The sequence below is a fragment of the Akkermansia sp. RCC_12PD genome (assembly GCF_036417355.1).
Taxonomy (GTDB): domain Bacteria; phylum Verrucomicrobiota; class Verrucomicrobiia; order Verrucomicrobiales; family Akkermansiaceae; genus Akkermansia.
Genome location: NZ_CP143889.1, coordinates 96,199 through 114,260, shown reverse-complemented (window position 1 = coordinate 114,260; position 18,062 = coordinate 96,199). Strand labels below are relative to the sequence as shown.

The following is an 18,062-nucleotide window of genomic DNA, read 5'->3' as shown; positions in this document are numbered from 1 at the left end:
GTCAAGCCGTTTTCCTTGCGGGACTCCGGGACGCCATGAAAGGCGTGCGTCTGAAGGAGGGGCAAAGTTCCCGCCCGGTTTCATCCGGAGGCTCGCCTCCGTGCCGTGTTTCGTCCCCGTTCGGGGGGATAGGAAACAGCCCCGCCCCGGAAGACCGGGCGGGGCTGTTGATGCAAAGTGCCTGTTCAGGGATGCTTCCCCGGCGGGCCGGCTGTCTTAAAAGTCGTCGGCGGGAGCGTCCGCAGCGGGGGCGTCTCCTTCGGCGGCATTGTCCGCAGCCGGGGCATCCGTGGCGGGAGTTTCTTCCGTGTCGGTTGCCGTGGCGTCGTCGGGCGTTTCAACCGCGTTGTCGGCATCTTCCGCGTCTGCGTCCGCATTGGCATTAGCGGCCGGTGCGGCGGCAGGTTTGCCGGCGGGGGCGGCCGGAGCGGCTTCCTTGGGCGGAACGACTACTTTTACAGCGGGAGGCGCCGGGATGGGAGTGGTCAGTCCGTCAGCCTTGCGGGTGCTGACGCGCAGTCCGTCGGCATAGGCCAGGTTTTTCAGGATGGCGTAGCCCAGGGCCGGAGCCTTGTCCGTGGTGTTGACCAGCATGTTGAAGTGATTGTTGACGGAAATCTTGCGGGCGTCCTTGCCGTTACGGAAGGGAACGATGCCCGCGAGGTTGCCGTCGTTGTCCATGCAGATGACCCAGAAGGAGCGGTCCACCTGGATGAAGTACTGAGGCCGGATGTAGTCGGCCTTTTTCCATTCGGCCCCCTTGATGTATTCCGTCATGGCCCGGCGCGCGTTGTCCGGCATGCCGCCCCAGTCCGCATATACTCTGCTGGTCAGCGTTTCGCGGCCGTTGTATCCGTGCACGGATACGTTCTGCGCGGTGGCGAACTGGCGGGCGTAGCTCTCGGGAGAGGTTGGTTGGCAAGAGCTGGTGAAGAGCGCTGTCCCTGCGGTCAGGATGCAGGCTGCTGCTGTGGTGAAGGGATGAATGTTAGTCATGGCAATCGCAATGGTTGTGTTATAAAAGAGGAAAATCCACGCCATTTCAAGGAAAAGAATGCGGGTTGTGCCGTTTTATGGCGTTTTTTTACGGTTCCGCTTCCCGGGGAAGCGGGCCGCCGGGGCCGGAAGTCTTTGGTATATCTTAAATTGAAGGTATGATGGGAAATTACTAAAATTTTTCTCGCAAATAGTTGCAGATCGCTTAGGTTGTCGTTGCTTCATGTCCGCCTTTATCGTCAGCCAGCCAGCATTGGAACGCAACGCCCGCATCCTCAGGGAGGTAGCGGATGCCGCGGGGTGCCGGGTCGTGCTGGCTCTGAAGGGGTTTTCCACCTGGCCCTGTTTTGAGGGTCTGAGTCCCCTGCTGGACGGCTGCTGCGCTTCCGGATTGTGGGAGGCTCTTCTGGCCCGGCGCAGATTCGGCAAGCATGTATTGACTTATTCCCCCGCATACGCTCCGGAGGAGATTGCGGAACTGGCGGAGATTTCCGACCACCTTGATTTCAACAGCCTGACCCAGTGGAACTTCTTCCGGGAGGAGGTGACGGGGCATCCTCGCTTCCTGTCCGGGGAATTGAAGTGCGGCCTGCGCATCAATCCCAAATTTTCCACGGGCCATACGCCTCTTTACGATCCCTGTGCGCCCGGTTCCCGCCTGGGCGTGACGCCGGAGCTGGTGCAGGGGGCGGACTTGTCCGGCATTTCCGGGCTGCATTTCCATACCCTGTGCGAGCAGAGCGCGGAGGATTTGGCGGATACTTTGAAAGCCGTGGAACAGTACTTCGGCTCCATTCTGTCCCGGCCGGAGATCTCCTGGCTGAACATGGGCGGCGGCCACTGGATCACCAAGCCCGGCTACAACCGGGAACTGCTGGAGGAGCTGGTGCGCGGCATCCGCTTCCGCTACGGCGTGGATGTATGGCTGGAGCCGGGGGAGGCGGTCGCCATTCATTCCGGCGTGCTGCGCTGCCGGGTGCTGGATGTTTTTTCTTCCGAGGGGGTGGAACACGCCATTCTGGACGTTTCCGCTTCTGCCCACATGCCGGACACGCTGGAAATGCCCTACAGGCCGGATGTGTTCCAGATTTTGGAGAATCCCTCCCTGCGGTCCGGGCAGCAGCCCGCCGTAGTGATGGAGGGGGAAAGCTATGCCGTGGCCGGAGAGCCGGGTGAAAAGCCCTTTACTTACCGTCTGGGGGCGCCTACGTGCCTGGCCGGGGACCGGCTGGGAGATTATTCCTTTGCGGAACCCCTTTCTCCGGGAGACGAGCTTGTGTTTGACGACATGGCCCATTACACGATGGTGAAAACCACCTTTTTCAATGGCGTGCCCCATCCGGATATAGCCGTGCAGAAGCACGACGGTTCCGTGGAGACGGTGCGCCGTTTTTCCTATGAGGATTTTGAAGCCCGCCTGGGCTGAAACATTTGACCAGATTTATTGACATGGCAGCAGCTAAAGAAGGCATTAAACAGAAAGTCCGGGGGTGGAGCCATCATGATTCCGCAGATTTGTACGGCATTGACGACTGGGGCAACGGCTATTTCCGGATCAGCAAGAAAGGGGAGGTGACCGTACGCCTGAATGATGAAGACGGCGGAAAGAAGGACATCAGCCTGTGCGACCTGCTGGAAGGACTGAACGAACGCGGCACGACCGTTCCCGTCCTGTTCCGCTTCCGTGACCTGCTGCGCAGCCGCATTGCGGAACTGAACGAGAGTTTCCGCAAGGCAATCAAGGAGGCGGACTACCAGGGCCATTACCAGGGCGTCTACCCCATCAAGGTGAACCAGCAGCGCCAGGTGGTGGAGGAGATCGCGGAATACGGCACCAAGTACGACTACGGGCTGGAAGCCGGCTCCAAGCCGGAACTGATCGCGGCCATGGCGCACATGCACAACCCGAACGCCTACCTGATCTGCAACGGTTACAAGGACGACGAGTTCATCGACCTGGCCCTGACCGCCCAGAAGATGGGGCTGAACATTTTCATCGTGCTGGAGATGCCTTCCGAGCTGGACGCCATCTTCGCCCGCGCCAAAAAGATGGACATCCGCCCCAATCTGGGCCTTCGCGTGAAGCTGGCGGCCAAGGGATCCGGCCTGTGGCATGAATCCGCCGGGGACAAATCCGTCTTCGGCCTGAACGCGGCCCAGGTGCTGGACGTGGTGGACAAGCTCAAGCAGATGGAAGCACTGGACTGCCTGAAGCTGCTCCATTACCACCAGGGATCCCAGATTCCGAATATTTCCGTGGTGCGAGAGGGGCTGACGGAAGCCGCCCGCATTTACGTGGACCTGGTCAGGGAGGGGGCTCCGCTGGGGACGCTGGACATGGGCGGCGGCCTGGCCGTGGATTATGACGGTTCCAAGACAAATTTCCATTCCTCCTGCAACTATTCCATTGCGGAGTTCGCCCGTGACGTGGTGGAAGTGGTGGGGGACATGTGCACCAAGTACGAGGTTCCGCACCCCACGCTGGTGACGGAATCCGGCCGCGCCGTGGTGGCTTATTATTCCGTACTGGTGTTCAACGTGCTGGACGTGACCAGCGCCCCAGGGGAGGAACCGCCCCCGGAGCTGCCGGAAAACGCGCCCGAATTGCTCAAGGCCTTTGCGGACACGGACAGGACCCTGGCCCGGAAAAACATGCAGGAATGCTATAATGACGCCTGCTATTACCGCGACCAGCTCCGCGCCCAGTTTTTTTACGGAAACGCCACCCTGCGGGAACGCGGGCTGGGAGAGGCGTATTACTGGCACATCCTCAGCCGCATTTCCCGGATGCTGGCGGAGATGGAGACCATTCCGGAAGACCTCAGGGAGCTTTCCTGTTCCATGGTGGATTTTTATTACGGCAATTTTTCCCTGTTCCAGTCCCTGCCGGATTCCTGGGCCATACGCCAGCTTTTCCCGGTCATGCCGCTCCACCGGCTGAACGAGCGGCCCACGAACAAGGCCGTGCTGGCGGACATCACGTGCGACTGCGACGGGAAGATCGACCATTTCATCGACCGCGAAGACGTAGCCACGGCTCTTCCCCTGCACGCCATCAAGCCCGGCGAGGAAGATTACTACATCGGCGTGTTCCTGGTAGGCGCCTATCAGGAAACCCTGGGGGACCTGCACAACCTGCTGGGGGACACGAATGTCGTCGGCGTGCATCTGGAAGGCGGCCGCCCCGTCTACACGCATGAGGTGGAGGGAGATACGGTGGCGGACGTGCTCTCCTACGTGGAATATGATCCCAAGGAGCTCGTCAACAGGTTCCGCATTTTTGCGGAACAGGCGGTAGCTTCCGGAAAAATCACGCCGTCCGAACGCCGCCGGGCCCTGGAAATATTCCGTTCCGGGCTGAATGGCTATACCTATTACGAACTGTAGGGAAAAGTGTTGCTCCGGAGCGGCGGATTTTTCCGTACCTGCCGGAACGGCGGTTACTGGGACATTTCCGCCGGGGCCTCCATTTCCTCAATCACCTTTGCCGGGGTCAGGGCCCAGAAGCGGTTGGCCGTCTGGACGGAAATCCCCTTCATGTTCAGGTACCGCGTGCGGAGCAGGGAGGAGGAGCGGTGCCCCATTTCCATTTGCAGCAGGTTGTAGTCCTTGAAATGCTTGGCATGATAGCTGGCGTAGGTATGCCGCAGGCAGTCCGGCATCCATGATCTCTTCCTGCTGCCCCATCCGGCTCTTCTGCGGATTTTGCGCCATTTGATCGTCCATCCCTTCGGGCAAATGGGCGTGAGAGGGCCCGGCTTTGTCCTGTCGCGGCAGAATTTGAGCCATTTGGCCAGCACGGGCAGAATGGTGACGTGGCGCGCTCCGCCTGTTTTAGTATGTTTGGAATTCAGGATTACGCAACCGTCCCGGATGGCGATGTTTTCCCAGAGCAGGCGCTCCACTTCCTGCGGACGGATGCCCGCAAAAATCATCAGGGCCGCACCGGCAACGCAGCTTCCGTTGAATTCGTCCATGCATGTCTTGAACAGGAGCGTCACCTCCTTCAATGTCAGGGCGGGGATCTCCTGTTCCTTCAGGAACGGCGTGTCCACTCTCAGAATCGGATTTTCATCGCACCAGCCGCGCTTGACGGAGAAGGAAAAAATGCCGCTCAGGATCAGTCTTGCCTTGTGCCTCTGGCGGGAGGTGGTGAAGGTATTCATCAGGATGCTCTGGCAGTCTTCCACGCTGATGTTCCGCAGAGGTGTCTGTTCCAGTTCCGGATTGCTTTTCTTGAGCTTCTGGATGATGCTCCTGATGTCCGTCAGCGTGCGGGGCCTGCGGTGGCTTTTGGAACGCAGGCATTCCACCGCCGCCGTCCCGAAGCTGACCGTATGGTGCTTGTTTTTGATGGCGTTCAGCCCCAGGGAAACGACTTCCCGGCATCTGTTGATGGTGCAAATTTCGTCACCCAGGGCTTCCTTGATTTCCAGTACCAGCCTCGCTGCCTGAATCAGAGTAACGGATTCTCCCTCCAGGAGCGCGGCTCCAACATATCGCAATTTATTCGTTTTCGGTGTTTTTCTCATATTGGTTCACGTGTTGTCACAAACACGGGTTTAACGAAAAAGGCATTCCTTATAGTAAAGAAAAATTATGTTTTCTATCGGAAAACGCGTAACCAACAAGGTTATGTTGTTACTTCCGGTTTCTTTGATCCGATCGGAAAATCCAAGGTTCCAGAGAAGCAGTGGAAAAAATGTTGGAAGCCGCCGTCCTTCCTTCATTCCGTGCCGAAAGCCGCCGGAACGCTTATTCCGGTAAAAAACATCCCCGGCGGAATGCCAGTCCGGCATCATGAAAGATATTGACGGCAGGGAACGTATGCAGTAGACTTATTATCCTTACCATGGTTATCAGAATTCATTCTCTCAATGTATCATGCGCTGGCCTGTGCTGCGCTCTGGGTTCTCTCCTGGCAATGGCGGATGCGCGTGAAGTGTATCCTCTGACCGGTTCCTGGGATTACCGCTTTGACGGAGGCCCTTCTGAAAAAGTAACCGTGCCGCATACCTGGAATGCGTCGGATGCCGCCGACGGCGTGAAAGGGAAAAATGGAGACGCCAAATCCGTTGACAGCGGAGTTTACAAGCGCGGTCCTGCTGTTTACACCCGCACCCTGCCCGTGGCTCCCAAGCCGGGCAAAAGGTATTTCATTCGGGGAGAGGGGGCCAGCATCGTTTCCGAGGTATCCGTCAATGGAAAGCCAGCCGGCAGGCATGAAGGGGCGTTTACCGCATTCTGCCATGAAATCACGTCCCTGCTGAAAAAGGGGAGCAATACCGTTTCCGTTATGGTGGACAATACGCAGCGGGATCATATCGCGCCCCAGCGGGGAGATTTTTCCATGTTCGGCGGCCTGTACCGCCCCATCGAATTGATTGAGACGGACCAGGTCTGCATTGACCCCCTCTTTTACGCTTCTCCCGGAGTGTTCATCACCACCCGATCCCTGGACAATTCCAAGGCGGAAGTGGAAGTGAAAACCCTGCTGAATTCTGCCGAAGCCAAGGGCGATGTGACCGTTGCCGTGGAAATTCTGAACAAGCAGGGGAAGAAAGTGGCCGGGAAGACGGTGAAGGCCTCTGCAGAGGAAAAGAAAAGCCTGGAGGTCCCCGTCATGCTGGCCATTTCCAATCCCGTGCCGTGGAACGCCACTAAAAACCCGTATCTGTACCAGGTGAAGGTTTCCATCCGGACGGAGGACGGACAGACGGATGAGATGGTGCAGCCGCTGGGGCTTAGAACCGTTTCCGTTGATCCGGGGCGGGGTTTTGTTCTGAATGGCAAAACCATGCAGATCAAGGGCGTCAGCCGCCACCAGGACCGAAAGGGCAAGGGCTGGGCCCTGTCTCCGGAAGATGAAGAGCAGGATATCAGGCTGATTGCGGACATGGGGGCGGACGGCCTGAGAACCGGGCATTATCCTGCTTCCACAAACATTTATAATTTGTGCGACAGGACGGGACTGATCGTCTGGTCTGAGGTTTCCAACGTCAACCTGGTGCGGGACACTCCCGAATTCCGGGAAAACAACCGTTTCCAGGCCAGGGAAATGATTTACCAGCACTGGAACCATCCTTCCATCTGCATGTGGGGTATTTTCAATGAAATCGGCCACCAGCCGGAGGCTTCCACCAAGGGGGTGGACATGGAGGCGGAGTTGATTGAACTGAACAAGTTCGTGAAAGAAACGGATCCTACCCGCATGACGGTGGGAGCCACCAACCAGCCGGGCCGCAAAAAGCTGAACAATATTCCGGACCACATCGCCTTTAACTCCTACCCCGGCTGGTACGGAGGCGGCCCGGAAACCATGAAAGGGAACCTGAACGGATTCATCCGCGACCATGCCTCCAGGGGGATCGCCATCAGCGAGTACGGCCATGGCGCCAGCATCGGCATGCATGAAAATCCCCCCAAGCGTCCATCTCCCACGGGATTCTGGCATCCGGAGGAATGGCAGGCCCATGCGCATGAAATCAATTACAAGTGCATCAAGGAACGCCCGGAAGTATGGGGCTCTTTTGTCTGGAACATGTTCGACTTCGGGTCCGCCGCGCGTTTCGAGGGGGAAAATCCCGGCATCAACGACAAGGGGCTGGTGACTTACGACCGCAAGACTCCCAAGGACGCCTACTTCTTCTACAAGGCCAACTGGAGTCCCAAACCCACGGTTTACATCACATCCCGCAGGTTTGCGGAGCGTACGGAAAAAACGGTGCCCGTAAAGGTGTACAGCAATGCTTCCTCCGTGAAGCTGAGCGTCAACGGCAAGGCTGTGGGCAGCGCCAGGCCGGATGAACTCAAGCGCGCCGTCTGGCCCGAGGTGGCCCTCAAGCCTGGCGTCAATACCATTACGGCCACGGCCACGATCGGGGGCAAGACTTATACGGATTCCTGCAAGTGGACGCTGAAACCCGGCAAGGAGGGGGAAAAAGGCTCTGAACGCTATCAGGCCCCGTCCATTAAAAAATATAAATAAGCATCCAGCTTGCAAGACTGCATCCATATGAAATCTGCACGGGCTTTTTTGTTCTCCATGCTGTGCCTGGGGCCGGCCCTTCCCCTGCTGGGAGAGGCCCCGGATTGGGAAAATGAAGAGGTAACGGGAATCAATAAGGAGGCGCCCCGCGCCGCCGTTCTCCCGGCGGCAGACAAAACCATGAGTTTGAACGGAGACTGGAAATTCAAGTTTTCCATGAAACCGGACGAGCGTCCTGCCGATTTTTACAAGCCTACCTATTCCGTCTCCTCCTGGGACACGATCAAGGTGCCTTCCAATTGGCAGCTTTACGGTTATGGAACCGCCATCTACACAAATGTTCCCTATCCCTTCAAGCCGAATCCTCCCAAAGTGACGGGAGAACCGCCCAAGAACTGGCCGGCATACAAGGAGCGCAATTCCGTGGGTTCCTACCGCCGGGATTTCAATCTGCCCCCCTCCTGGAAGGGTGAGCAGGTGATGATCCGGTTTGACGGGGTGGAATCCGCCTTTTATGTCTGGCTGAACGGCCGGAAGGTGGGATATTCCCAGGATTCCTATACGGGCGGGGAGTTTGACTTGACGCCGTATGTGAAGCCCGGCAGGAACACCATCGCCGTGGAAGTGTACCGCTGGAGCGACGGCTCCTATCTGGAGGACCAGGATTTCCTCCGCCTTTCCGGCATTTTCCGGGACGTGACCCTGTTCTCCCAGCCGCAGGCGCACGTGCGCGACCTGTTCCTGAAAGCCGGGCTGGACAGGAAGAATTACACCACGGGCATCCTGGATGGCACCTTCACCATCCGCAATTCCGGGAAAAAGGACATTCCCGCCGGGATGAAGCTGGAATATTCCATCGACGGGGTTTCCACCAATCTGAACTGGGAAGGCAAAAGCGGTTCCGGCAGCGTGAAGACGGATAACAGGGGCAGGCTGGATTCCGGCACGCTCACGGTGCCTGCCATTCCCGCCGGAGGGGAAGTGCAGGTCTCCCTGAAAAAGGAATATCCCGGCGTGAAGCCGTGGACGGCGGAAACGCCCAATCTGTACAAGGTGGCCTATTCCCTGAACGGCAAGGATTCCCGTTCCGTCAACATCGGGTTCCGCACCGTGGAAATTGCTGACAACGGCGCCGTGCTGGTCAACGGAGAGGCCGTCAAGTTCAAGGGGGTCAACCGCCACGAATCCCATCCGGACTATGGCCGCGCCATTCCGCGGGAGGTGATGGAGAAGGATGTGCAGATCATCAAGGCGCACAACATCAACACCGTGCGCTGTTCCCACTATCCCAACCACCCCTATTTCTACGACCTGTGCGACCGCTACGGCCTGTACGTGATGGATGAAGCCAACTGCGAGGCCCACGGCATCCGCAACAGCGGCATGGACATTTCCAGGAAACCCTCCTGGAAGAAGGCGCACGTGGAGCGCAACATGAGCATGGTTCACCGCTCCAAGAACCATCCCTCCATCGTCTTCTGGTCCCTGGGCAACGAATCCGGCAACGGCCCCAACTTTGTAGCGGCCTCCGAGGCCATCAGGGCCTGCGACAATACCCGGCCCCTGCATTACTGCGAATTCCCGCACGGCCACAAGGCCGTGGACATGGATTCCGCCATGTACCCGCCCGTGGACCGGGTGGAAAACTGGGGGAAAGAGAAAACCTCCCGCCCTTTCTTTGTGTGCGAATACGCCCATTCCATGGGGAACGCCCTGGGCAATTTCAAGGAGTACATGGAGGCTTTCGAGTCCTCCCCCCGCATGGTGGGTGGAGCCATCTGGGACTTTGTGGACCAGTCTCTCCGCGCCAATCCCGTGGGAAACGGCATTTACAAGCCCGCGCCGTTCAAGGGCGTTACCCAGGCGTACGGCGGCATGTTTGGAGACAGACCCAACCAGGCCAATTTCTGCGACAACGGCATTATTCTGGGTAACCGGAACACCACGGCCAAGACGAAGGAGGTGAAGAAAGTGTACCAGTACATGGCATTTGAGCGCCAGGACGGCAAGCTGACCGTGCGCAACAAGTATTTCCACAAGCCGCTGAAGGGCTATACGCTTTACCTGGTCTCACTCACCCCCGGCAGCGGCCATGCCGTGGAGCGCGTGCCCCTGCCGGAAGTGGCTCCCGGCAAGTCCGTGACGGTCAGCCTTCCTTCGGCCGCCATGAAGTCCGGCTCCCTGATGGTCCTGGCGGACGCCCGGTACAAGCTGCCGGAAGACGTGAAGATGCTGTCGGCCAGCCAGCTGGAACACGTGGTGGATGAATGTGAAGCCTATGAATGGTTCCCGGCTCCGGCGGACAAGGTTCCCGCCGTCAAGGCTCCGGCTTCCCTCCCCGCCGTTTCCGTCAGGAAGGGGAATCCCTTGGTGGTGCAGGGGAAGGGCTTTACCGCTACTTTCAAGGACGGCATGCTTTCCGCACTCCGGTATGGCGGGCAGGACCTGATCCTGCCGGATTATCCGGTGACGCTCCAGGCCTACCGCTCCCCCGTGGACAACGATTCCTGGATCAGAAGCAAGGTGGAGGGGAAGATGAAGATGCAGAACATGAAGATGGAATGCTCCGATGTCCAGGCCTCCGTCATTTCCCCCGGCGTGGCCCGCGTGACGGCGGAGTTCAAGACGAAGGGGTCCGAACTTTCCCTGTCCGGCCGGATTACCTGGACCGTTTTCGGCAACGGCATCATCAATGCCTCCGCCAGAATTTATCCTTCCGCCAAGGGCGAGGAACTGCTCAGGCTGGGCTTCACCTTCGGCATGCCCGCGGCGTACGACCAGGTGGAATATCTGGGACTGGGGCCGTGGGACAATTACAGGGACCGCCGCACCAGCTGCTGGAAAGACCTGTTCCGGACTTCCGTGGACGACATGTTCTTTGCCTATTCCCGCCCGCAGGACATGGGCAACCGCATGGAAACGGACTGGGTAGCCCTGTCCAAGGACAAGTCCGCCCCGGCTTTGTGGGTGGGGGCCGCCTCTCCCGGGGCGCCTCTGGAAGTTTCCATTCTGCGCTATACTCCCAGGGAACTGAATAATGCGAAGAGCCTGGACAAGCTGCCGGAAAAGAACAAGGTGATCGTGAATCTGGATGCCTTCCAGATGGGGCTGGGCGGTTCTTCCTGCGGGCCGCGCCCGCTGGTGAAATACCAGACATTGAGCGAGGCAACGCCCCTGGGCTTTGTGCTGGCTCCCGCGTCCGGCCTGCTGAATCTGGCCCGCTCCGGCCTGCTGGTGCCCCATTCCCCCGTAATCGAGCGTGACGGGGACGGCATGGTCAGCCTGTCTTCTTCCACGCCCGGCGTGGAAATGAAGTATTCCGTCAATAAAGGGCCGGAAAAGGTTTACAAAAAGCCTTTCAAGCTTCCGGAGGGCAATGTCAGGGCATGGGCCGCAGCCGGAAAACCCGGCAGTGCGGCCCCCACGTCTCCCGACGAACGGCAGTTCCCCCTCATCAAGGGACAGGCCGAATGGAAGATACTCAGCGCTTCCTCGGAAGAGCCGGATACCGGGTTCGCCCACTTCGCCATTGACGGCAAGCCGGACACCTACTGGCACACTTCCTACACCAACGGCCTGCCGGGCTTCCCCCATTCCATCGCCGTGGACATGGGTACCAGGATGAAGTTCACCGGATTCATCTACACGCCCAGAATGGACAAGGACAAGGGGCTCATCAGCCAGTACGCCTTCTCCATCTCCGACGACGGGAAGAATTGGAAGGAAGTCAAGAAGGGGCAGTTCACCTACCATTATATCCGCAAGGATCCGGCCGTACAGCGTATCGACTTCGGGAAGCCCGTGGAAGCTCGCTACTTCAAGCTGGATGCCAAGTCCCCCGTCAGAAGCGGGGAACAGAGCGCCACGGTGGCAGAACTGAATATCATTACCCAGTGATGGACGAGCCGGCGTGATCTTGGATAAAGGCACTTTCCTGCCGCGCATCCCGGAAAGGGTGCGCGGCCTGCCGTTCCTGGGTATGTCTCCGTCTCCGGAACGGACCCGGAGGGAACGCTGGCGGCCGTTTTTCCCGGCAGGGCGTTTTCATGGCCATGTTAAAGGAGGCATTCCTGTCGTCAGGGAAGTTCGTGAAAGACGAATTACGGATTTGTTGAAGAACGGTGTTCATTTCTCAACGTTTTCCGTTTCCTCCGTATCTGACTTTTTGAAGAATATCCCGGAGGCGGAAATGTTTTTTCTTTGAAAGAAAAGGGAACATAAGGTAGTAACTTTTTTATGCTGAAGACTGTTGCATTCGTGCTGGGAGTGACCGCATTGTGCGTGTCGGCGGCCGGAGCGGGATATGGGGAAGAAGCCCCTCCTGTCACTAGAAGGATGGTCTGGAACCGCGGCTGGGAGTTCCGGCTGGAAGACGAACCCGGAAAGAGCGGCTGGCGGACGGCGCATCTGCCCCATACGTTCAGCCTGCCCTATTTCATGTCCGATTCCTTTTACACGGGGCGCGGTTCCTACCGCAAGAAGCTTGTGATGCCGGAGGAATGGGTGGGGCAGAAGGTTTTTCTGGATTGCGGCGCAGCCTTCCAGGTGGCGGAGGTGACTGTGAACGGAAAGCCGGCGGGAACGCATGAAGGGGGGTATACGGCGTTCCGGACGGATTTGACGCCTTTTCTGAATCCCGGAGAGAATTGGGTGGAGGTGCGCGTGGACAACCGCTGGAGTCCCCGCATCGCCCCGCGGGCCGGGGAGCATACCTTTTCCGGCGGCCTGTACCGGAACGTGCATTTGCACGTGTGTTCCCCCGTGCATATTCCGGCCCACGGCGTCTGGGTGCAGACGCCGGAAGCAACGTCTGCCCGCGGGAAGGTGCGCATCCTGACGGAGGTGAAGAATGATTCCCCGGAAATGAAGAAGTTTTCCGTGCGCCATACGGTGCGCGAGGAGAAGGGCGGCCGTGTGGTTTTGCGCGGGGAGAAGTCCGTGAAGCTGGGCGCGGGAGTGGCGGACCGCGTTCAAACGGACCTGCCTCCGCTGGCCGCTCCCAGGTTGTGGAGCCCGTCAGCTCCCAACATGTACCGGGTGACGACGGAGCTGGTGGACGAGAAGGGAAAGACGCTGGACCGGACAGAAAATCCCCTGGGTTTCCGCACCCTGGAGCTGACGGCGGACCGGGGCATGCTGATTAACGGGAAGCCCGTTTATCTGCAAGGAGCCAATGTGCACCAGGACCACGCAGGATGGGGGGACGCCGTGACGGACGCCGGGGCGCGCCGTGACGTGCTGCTGATGAAGAACGCCGGGTTCAATTTCATCCGCGGCTCCCATTATCCCCATTCCCAGGCTTTTCTGGACGCCTGCGACCGGGAGGGCATGTGCATGCTGAATGAAGGCATTTTCTGGGGAATGGGCGGGTTCAAGGAGCACAACAGGTACTGGAATTGCGACGCCTACCCCACGGAAGAGAAGGACCGCGCCGCGTTTGAGGAAAGCTGCATGCGCCAGGTGAGGGAAATGGTGCTGCAATTCCGGAACCATCCTTCCATCGTCATCTGGAGCATCAGCAATGAGCCGTTTTTCACCCAGCATGCGCAGGAGTCCAGGGAACTGTGCTCCAGACTCATCGCGCTGGTGAAGGAGCTGGACCCGACGCGCCCCGTGTGCGCGGGGGGAGGCCAGCGCGGGAATTTTGACAAACTGGGGGACTTGGCCGCTTTCAACGGGGACGGCTCACGCGTGAAGACGCCCGGAAGGCCCAGCATGGTGACGGAATACGGTTCCGTGAGCTGCAAGAGGCCGGGAGCGTACGCGCCGGGCTGGGGGGATATGAAGAAGGACAAGGAGGCGGGAGTGCGCTATCCCTGGCGCGTGGGGGAGGCGGTCTGGTGCGGGTTTGACCACGGCAGCATCTGGCCATCCGGCGGCCGCATGGGCATTGTGGATTATTTCCGCATCCCCAAGCGCGCCTGGTACTGGTACAGGAATGAGTTCAAACGCATTCCCCCGCCGGAATGGCCCGTGAAGGGAACTCCGGCACAGGTGAAGCTGTCCGCGGACAAGAAGACCATCAGCCCGGCTGACGGCACGGATGATGTACACGTCACCGTGAAGGTGGCGGATGCCTCCGGGAGGCAGATAGCAAATGCCGTTCCGGTGACGCTCACGGTGGAGTCCGGCCCCGGAGAGTTTCCCACCGGCAAGAGTATCACGTTCACGCCCGGAACGGATATCGACCTCATTGACGGCTGCGCAGCCATTGAGTTCCGGTCTTATTATGCCGGGAAAACGGTCATCAAGGCGTCTTCCCCCGGATTGAAAGGAGACAGCCTCCAAATCGTTTCCCGGAAGGCCCCGGAGTATGTGGCGGGCAGGAGCGCGGAAACGCGGGACAGGCCCTACAAGCGTTTTACTGCGCAGGAGAGGGACGCCCAGCTGGCGCGGCATGGCCGGTCCGGAACCGGAGAGAAGGCGAATCTGGCGGCATTGCGGCCCTGTTCCGCTTCCTCCAACCTTCAGGACGCGATGAAGGCGTCCGACGGAGATGGCGCTTCCTCGTGGCTGCCGTCCGCGGAAGACAAGGCGCCGTGGTGGCGGCTGGACATGGAGTTTGAATTCCGCCTGGACCGGATTGAGGTGAAGGCCGCCGGGGTCTGGAAGGGGCAGGCTCCCGTGGTGCAGATCAGCAGGGACGGCAACACCTGGAAGGACGTTAAAACCGTTATGAACAAGGACGGGACGGAGCTGACCGCAGCGTGTCCGGAGGACGCCGAAGCCAGGTATGTCCGCATCCGGCTGTCGCCGGGGCAGGGGATTGCGGAAGCGGCCGTATGGCCGGCGGATGCCTCATGATGGTTCCTGTTCCTCCGGAGCGGGGGGCTTTTTCCGGCCTCTCCGCGTGCCGGAACTGCCGGAATCTTCTTCCGCCCGCTGGCGGCGCAGTTTGTCCCAGTAGGCCAGCCGCTTGTTGATTTCCCGTTCAAATCCCCGTTCCGGCGGCTTGTAGAACTGGCGGCGGGGCATCTTGTCCGGGAAGTAGTTCTGTCCGGAAAAGGCGTCCGGCGCATCGTGGTCGTAGGCGTAGTCCTTTCCGTATCCCAGTTCCTTCATCAGCCTGGTGGGGGCGTTCAGGATGTGCGCGGGCGGCATCAGTGAGCCGTGTTCCCTGGCGGCTTTTTGAGCGGCTCCCCATGCAGTGTAGGCACTGTTGGACTTAGGGGCGCACCCCAGGTAGATGACCAGTTCCGCAATGGCCAGCTCCCCTTCCGGAGAGCCCAGCCGTTCGTACGTGTCCCACGCGGCGATCGCCATCTGGAGCGCGGCGGGGTCCGCCAGGCTGATGTCTTCCATCGCAAAGCGGGTCAGGCGGCGCAGCAGGTAGAGGGGGTCCTCCCCGCCCTGGAGCATGCGGGCGGCCCAGTACAGGGCCGCGTCTGTGTCCGAACCGCGCAGGGATTTGTGCAGGGCGCTGATCAGGTTGTAATGGCCTTCCCTGTCCTTGTCGTACACCGGGGCGCGCTGCTGGACGATTTTCAGGAGGGCCTCCGTGTCCAGGACGTCGTCCGGCCTGCACAGGTCAAAGACGCTTTCCATCAGGTTGATGAGGTAGCGGCCGTCGCCGTCCGCCAGGTCCACCAGGGTGGCGCGGGCTTCCGGTGTGAGCGGCAGCTTCCGCTGGAGGAGGGATTCCGCCCGTTCAATGATGCTGTCCAGAGCTGCGGCGTCCAGAGCGTGCATGACGAAGACCTTGCAGCGTGAGAGCAGGGCGCTGTTGAGTTCAAAGGAGGGGTTTTCCGTGGTAGCGCCCACCAGCGTGACGGTGCCGTTTTCCACATAAGGCAGGAAGCCGTCCTGCTGGGCGCGGTTGAAGCGGTGTATCTCATCCACAAACAGGAGGGTGCCTTCCCCGTATTCCCGGCGTTTGGCCGCCTCGTCAAAGGCTTTCCGGAGGTCTGCCATGCCGGAGAAGACGGCGGAAAGCGCCACGAAGTGCATGGACGTGCGCGTGGCCAGAATGCGCGCCAGCGTGGTTTTTCCGCAGCCGGGCGGCCCCCACAGGACGAAGCTGGTCAGTTTGCCGGAGTCCGCCATGCGCCGTATGAGGCCGTCTTCCCCCAGAAGATGGTCCTGCCCCACGATTTCAGCCAGTGCGGCCGGCCTCAGGCGGTCCGCCAGGGGACGGTCCGCAAAGGCGGCGAACAGGCTGGGGGCGTCGTCTTTTTTCATGGTGCCCATCGTACGCCGCCCGGAGGGGAAAGGCAAGGGAGGGATGGCGGCACGGCTGCTGTTTGCCGGTGCCGGCGTGTCATGGAGAACTGTCCGGAAAGGGTTTTTGTGCCTGGACGGAGGAAAAGAGAAAGACATGGAGGGGAAAATGTGTATCATGGCCGCCATGATGCGCTTTTTCCGCCCCTTTTTCGTGCTGATGCTTTCCGGCGCGGCCTGCATGGCCGCGCAGGGGCAGGAGCAGATCATTCCCCGGCCCGTTTCCGTGAAGTATGGAGAAACGGGGCCGGAGAGGGGCGTCATTCTGGATGCCGGAAGCCGCGTCGTCTGCCGGGAGAAGGACCCCGGATTCCAGAAGCAGGCCCATTTTCTCCAGCAGTTTTTAGCACAGGGAACCGGGCTTGCTTTGGATGGGCCGGGTGGAACTAATGCCATCCGCATTGAGAAGGATGCCTCCCTGAAGCAGTACGGGCCGGAGGCCTACAGGCTGGAAGTAAAGCCCGGACTGATTTCCATCCGCGCCGCTTCCCCCAGAGGTGTTTATTATGCCGGGCAGAGCCTGGCGCAGATGCTTCCGCCAGCCTTTTTCCAGAGCAGCGCGGACAAGTCCGCCGTGGCCTGGAAAGTGGCAGAGAAGCCGTTTTCCATGCTGGATTATCCCCGCTTTTCATGGCGGGCCTTTATGCTGGACGAGGCGCGGCATTTTTTCGGCGAGGAAGAGGTTAAGAAGCTGATCGACCAGATGGGGCTGCTGAAGATGAATATCCTGCATTGGCATTTGTCCGATGATGCGGGATGGCGCATCCAGATCAGGAAGTACCCCAAGCTGACGTCCGTGGGCAGCAAAAGGAAGGATACGGAAGTGGAAACCTGGGGGAGCGGCAAGTATGCCGGGAAACCCCATGAAGGCTTTTATACGCAGGAGCAGATCAGGCGCATTGTGCGTTATGCGGCGGAGCGCAATATCACCATCGTGCCCGAGATAGACGTGCCCGGCCATTCCGCCGCAGCCATCGTCTCCTATCCGGAACTGAAGCTTTCGGCGCGTCCCCTGCCGGAGATTCCCGTCAGCTTCAATGACGGAGCGGCCTTTGACCCCACCAGCGAGCGCACCTACCAGTTTATCGGGGACGTGATGACGGAGCTGGCCTCCCTCTTTCCGGGGGGAATCATCCACATTGGCGGCGACGAAGTGCGCTACAAGAAGTACTGGGAGGGCGTCCCCCACATTGAGGCGTTCATGAAGAAGAAGGGCATCAGGACGTTCCCTGACCTCCAGATCATGTTTACAAACCGCATTTCCGGGATGCTCGCCAAAAAAGGAGTGAGGACGATCGGCTGGAATGAAATCCTGGGTTCCGATGTTCACAATGACGGGGGGCACGGAGCCGCTTTGGGCCGGCTGGACGCGAAGGCGATCATCCATTTCTGGTACGGGTCCGACAAGATCGCCACCAAGGCTATCGAGGACGGCCACCAGGTGGTCAATTCCACTTCCCGCATGACCTACATCAACAAGGATGAGCAGAAGCTGCCCTTGTCCAAGTCCTATTCCTTTGAGCCCGTTTTCCCCGGATTAAAACCCAGGTATCATGACCAGGTCCTGGGGCTGGGATGCCAGGTGTGGACGGAATGGATTCCGGATGCGGACAAGCTGGAACGGCGTGTGTTCCCGCGCATAGCCGCTTATGCGGAAACGGGATGGAGCCGGAAGGAAGACAAGAATTATCCGGATTTCCTGAGGCGCCTGAAGAGATATGTGGAGATTCTGGATGCACGGGGCATCAATTACGGGGAAACCCGTTAGGGCTGCCGGAGGGGGCGGCAGAGGCATGGTTTCTCCGCTGTTCCTGCGGCGCGATGATCCGGGATTCTCTTTTTGACGGGGATTCCGGGGAGG

At 59.5% G+C, this 18,062-nt stretch carries 9 protein-coding genes; 6 read left to right on the top strand and 3 right to left on the bottom strand.

Annotated elements, in window-relative coordinates:
• Positions 1 to 216 precede the first annotated feature (216 nt).
• Positions 217 to 996 carry a hypothetical protein gene (locus tag V3C20_RS00405; RefSeq protein WP_130083451.1) on the bottom strand — a complete coding sequence of 260 codons (780 nt, stop codon included), beginning with the start codon at positions 994 to 996 and terminating at the stop codon, positions 217 to 219.
• A gap of 223 nt (positions 997 to 1,219) precedes the next feature.
• On the opposite strand from V3C20_RS00405, the gene nspC reads away from it, so the two are divergent.
• Together nspC and speA are read left to right on the top strand one after the other, a co-directional pair.
• On the top strand, positions 1,220 to 2,422 hold the full coding sequence (gene nspC / locus V3C20_RS00400; protein ID WP_130083452.1) for a carboxynorspermidine decarboxylase: 1,203 nt from the start codon (positions 1,220 to 1,222) through the stop codon (positions 2,420 to 2,422).
• Between the two features lie 23 nt (positions 2,423 to 2,445).
• Positions 2,446 to 4,383, top strand: a complete 1,938-nt coding sequence (gene speA / locus V3C20_RS00395; protein WP_130083453.1) for a biosynthetic arginine decarboxylase — start codon at positions 2,446 to 2,448, stop codon at positions 4,381 to 4,383.
• A 53-nt stretch (positions 4,384 to 4,436) separates the two neighbouring features.
• Here speA and V3C20_RS00390 read toward each other — a convergent pair whose 3' ends face one another.
• A complete protein-coding gene (locus tag V3C20_RS00390) occupies positions 4,437 to 5,528 on the bottom strand; it encodes a site-specific integrase (RefSeq protein ID WP_330935400.1) in 1,092 nt (363 codons plus the stop codon).
• Between the two features lie 320 nt (positions 5,529 to 5,848).
• On the opposite strand from V3C20_RS00390, the gene V3C20_RS00385 reads away from it, so the two are divergent.
• From V3C20_RS00385 to V3C20_RS00375, 3 genes are all read left to right on the top strand, one after another.
• Positions 5,849 to 7,984 (top strand): glycoside hydrolase family 2 TIM barrel-domain containing protein, encoded by a 2,136-nt coding sequence (locus tag V3C20_RS00385; RefSeq protein WP_130083455.1) that lies wholly within the window; start codon positions 5,849 to 5,851, stop codon positions 7,982 to 7,984.
• A 27-nt stretch (positions 7,985 to 8,011) separates the two neighbouring features.
• Complete coding sequence (locus V3C20_RS00380; RefSeq protein ID WP_130083456.1) at positions 8,012 to 11,881, top strand: glycoside hydrolase family 2 TIM barrel-domain containing protein; 3,870 nt, start codon at positions 8,012 to 8,014, stop codon at positions 11,879 to 11,881.
• A gap of 339 nt (positions 11,882 to 12,220) precedes the next feature.
• Positions 12,221 to 14,788: a glycoside hydrolase family 2 TIM barrel-domain containing protein gene (locus V3C20_RS00375; RefSeq protein WP_130083457.1), complete on the top strand. Its 2,568-nt coding sequence runs from the start codon at positions 12,221 to 12,223 to the stop codon at positions 14,786 to 14,788.
• Here the strand turns inward: V3C20_RS00375 and V3C20_RS00370 are convergent.
• The gene (locus V3C20_RS00370; protein WP_161981333.1) at positions 14,783 to 16,162 is read right to left on the bottom strand and encodes a replication-associated recombination protein A; all 1,380 of its coding nucleotides are present in this window, start codon (positions 16,160 to 16,162) and stop codon (positions 14,783 to 14,785) included. The two genes, V3C20_RS00375 and V3C20_RS00370, sit on opposite strands and share 6 nt — an antisense overlap.
• Between V3C20_RS00370 and V3C20_RS00365 the strand changes: the two genes are divergently transcribed.
• The gene (locus V3C20_RS00365; protein WP_238623794.1) at positions 16,161 to 17,969 is read left to right on the top strand and encodes a beta-N-acetylhexosaminidase; all 1,809 of its coding nucleotides are present in this window, start codon (positions 16,161 to 16,163) and stop codon (positions 17,967 to 17,969) included. The genes V3C20_RS00370 and V3C20_RS00365 overlap by 2 nt on opposite strands.
• Positions 17,970 to 18,062 lie beyond the last annotated feature (93 nt).

Excerpts from the sequence above, each read along its gene's own strand:
- V3C20_RS00370 (WP_161981333.1), bottom strand. The coding sequence starts at position 16,162 with ATGAAAAAAGACGACGCCCCCAGCCTGTTCGCCGCCTTTGCGGACCGT.
- nspC (WP_130083452.1), top strand. The coding sequence starts at position 1,220 with ATGTCCGCCTTTATCGTCAGCCAGCCAGCATTGGAACGCAACGCCCGC.
- V3C20_RS00380 (WP_130083456.1), top strand. The coding sequence starts at position 8,012 with ATGAAATCTGCACGGGCTTTTTTGTTCTCCATGCTGTGCCTGGGGCCG.
- V3C20_RS00385 (WP_130083455.1), top strand. The coding sequence starts at position 5,849 with ATGGTTATCAGAATTCATTCTCTCAATGTATCATGCGCTGGCCTGTGC.
- V3C20_RS00390 (WP_330935400.1), bottom strand. The coding sequence starts at position 5,528 with ATGAGAAAAACACCGAAAACGAATAAATTGCGATATGTTGGAGCCGCG.
- V3C20_RS00365 (WP_238623794.1), top strand. The coding sequence starts at position 16,161 with ATGGTGCCCATCGTACGCCGCCCGGAGGGGAAAGGCAAGGGAGGGATG.
- V3C20_RS00405 (WP_130083451.1), bottom strand. The coding sequence starts at position 996 with ATGACTAACATTCATCCCTTCACCACAGCAGCAGCCTGCATCCTGACC.
- speA (WP_130083453.1), top strand. The coding sequence starts at position 2,446 with ATGGCAGCAGCTAAAGAAGGCATTAAACAGAAAGTCCGGGGGTGGAGC.
- V3C20_RS00375 (WP_130083457.1), top strand. The coding sequence starts at position 12,221 with ATGCTGAAGACTGTTGCATTCGTGCTGGGAGTGACCGCATTGTGCGTG.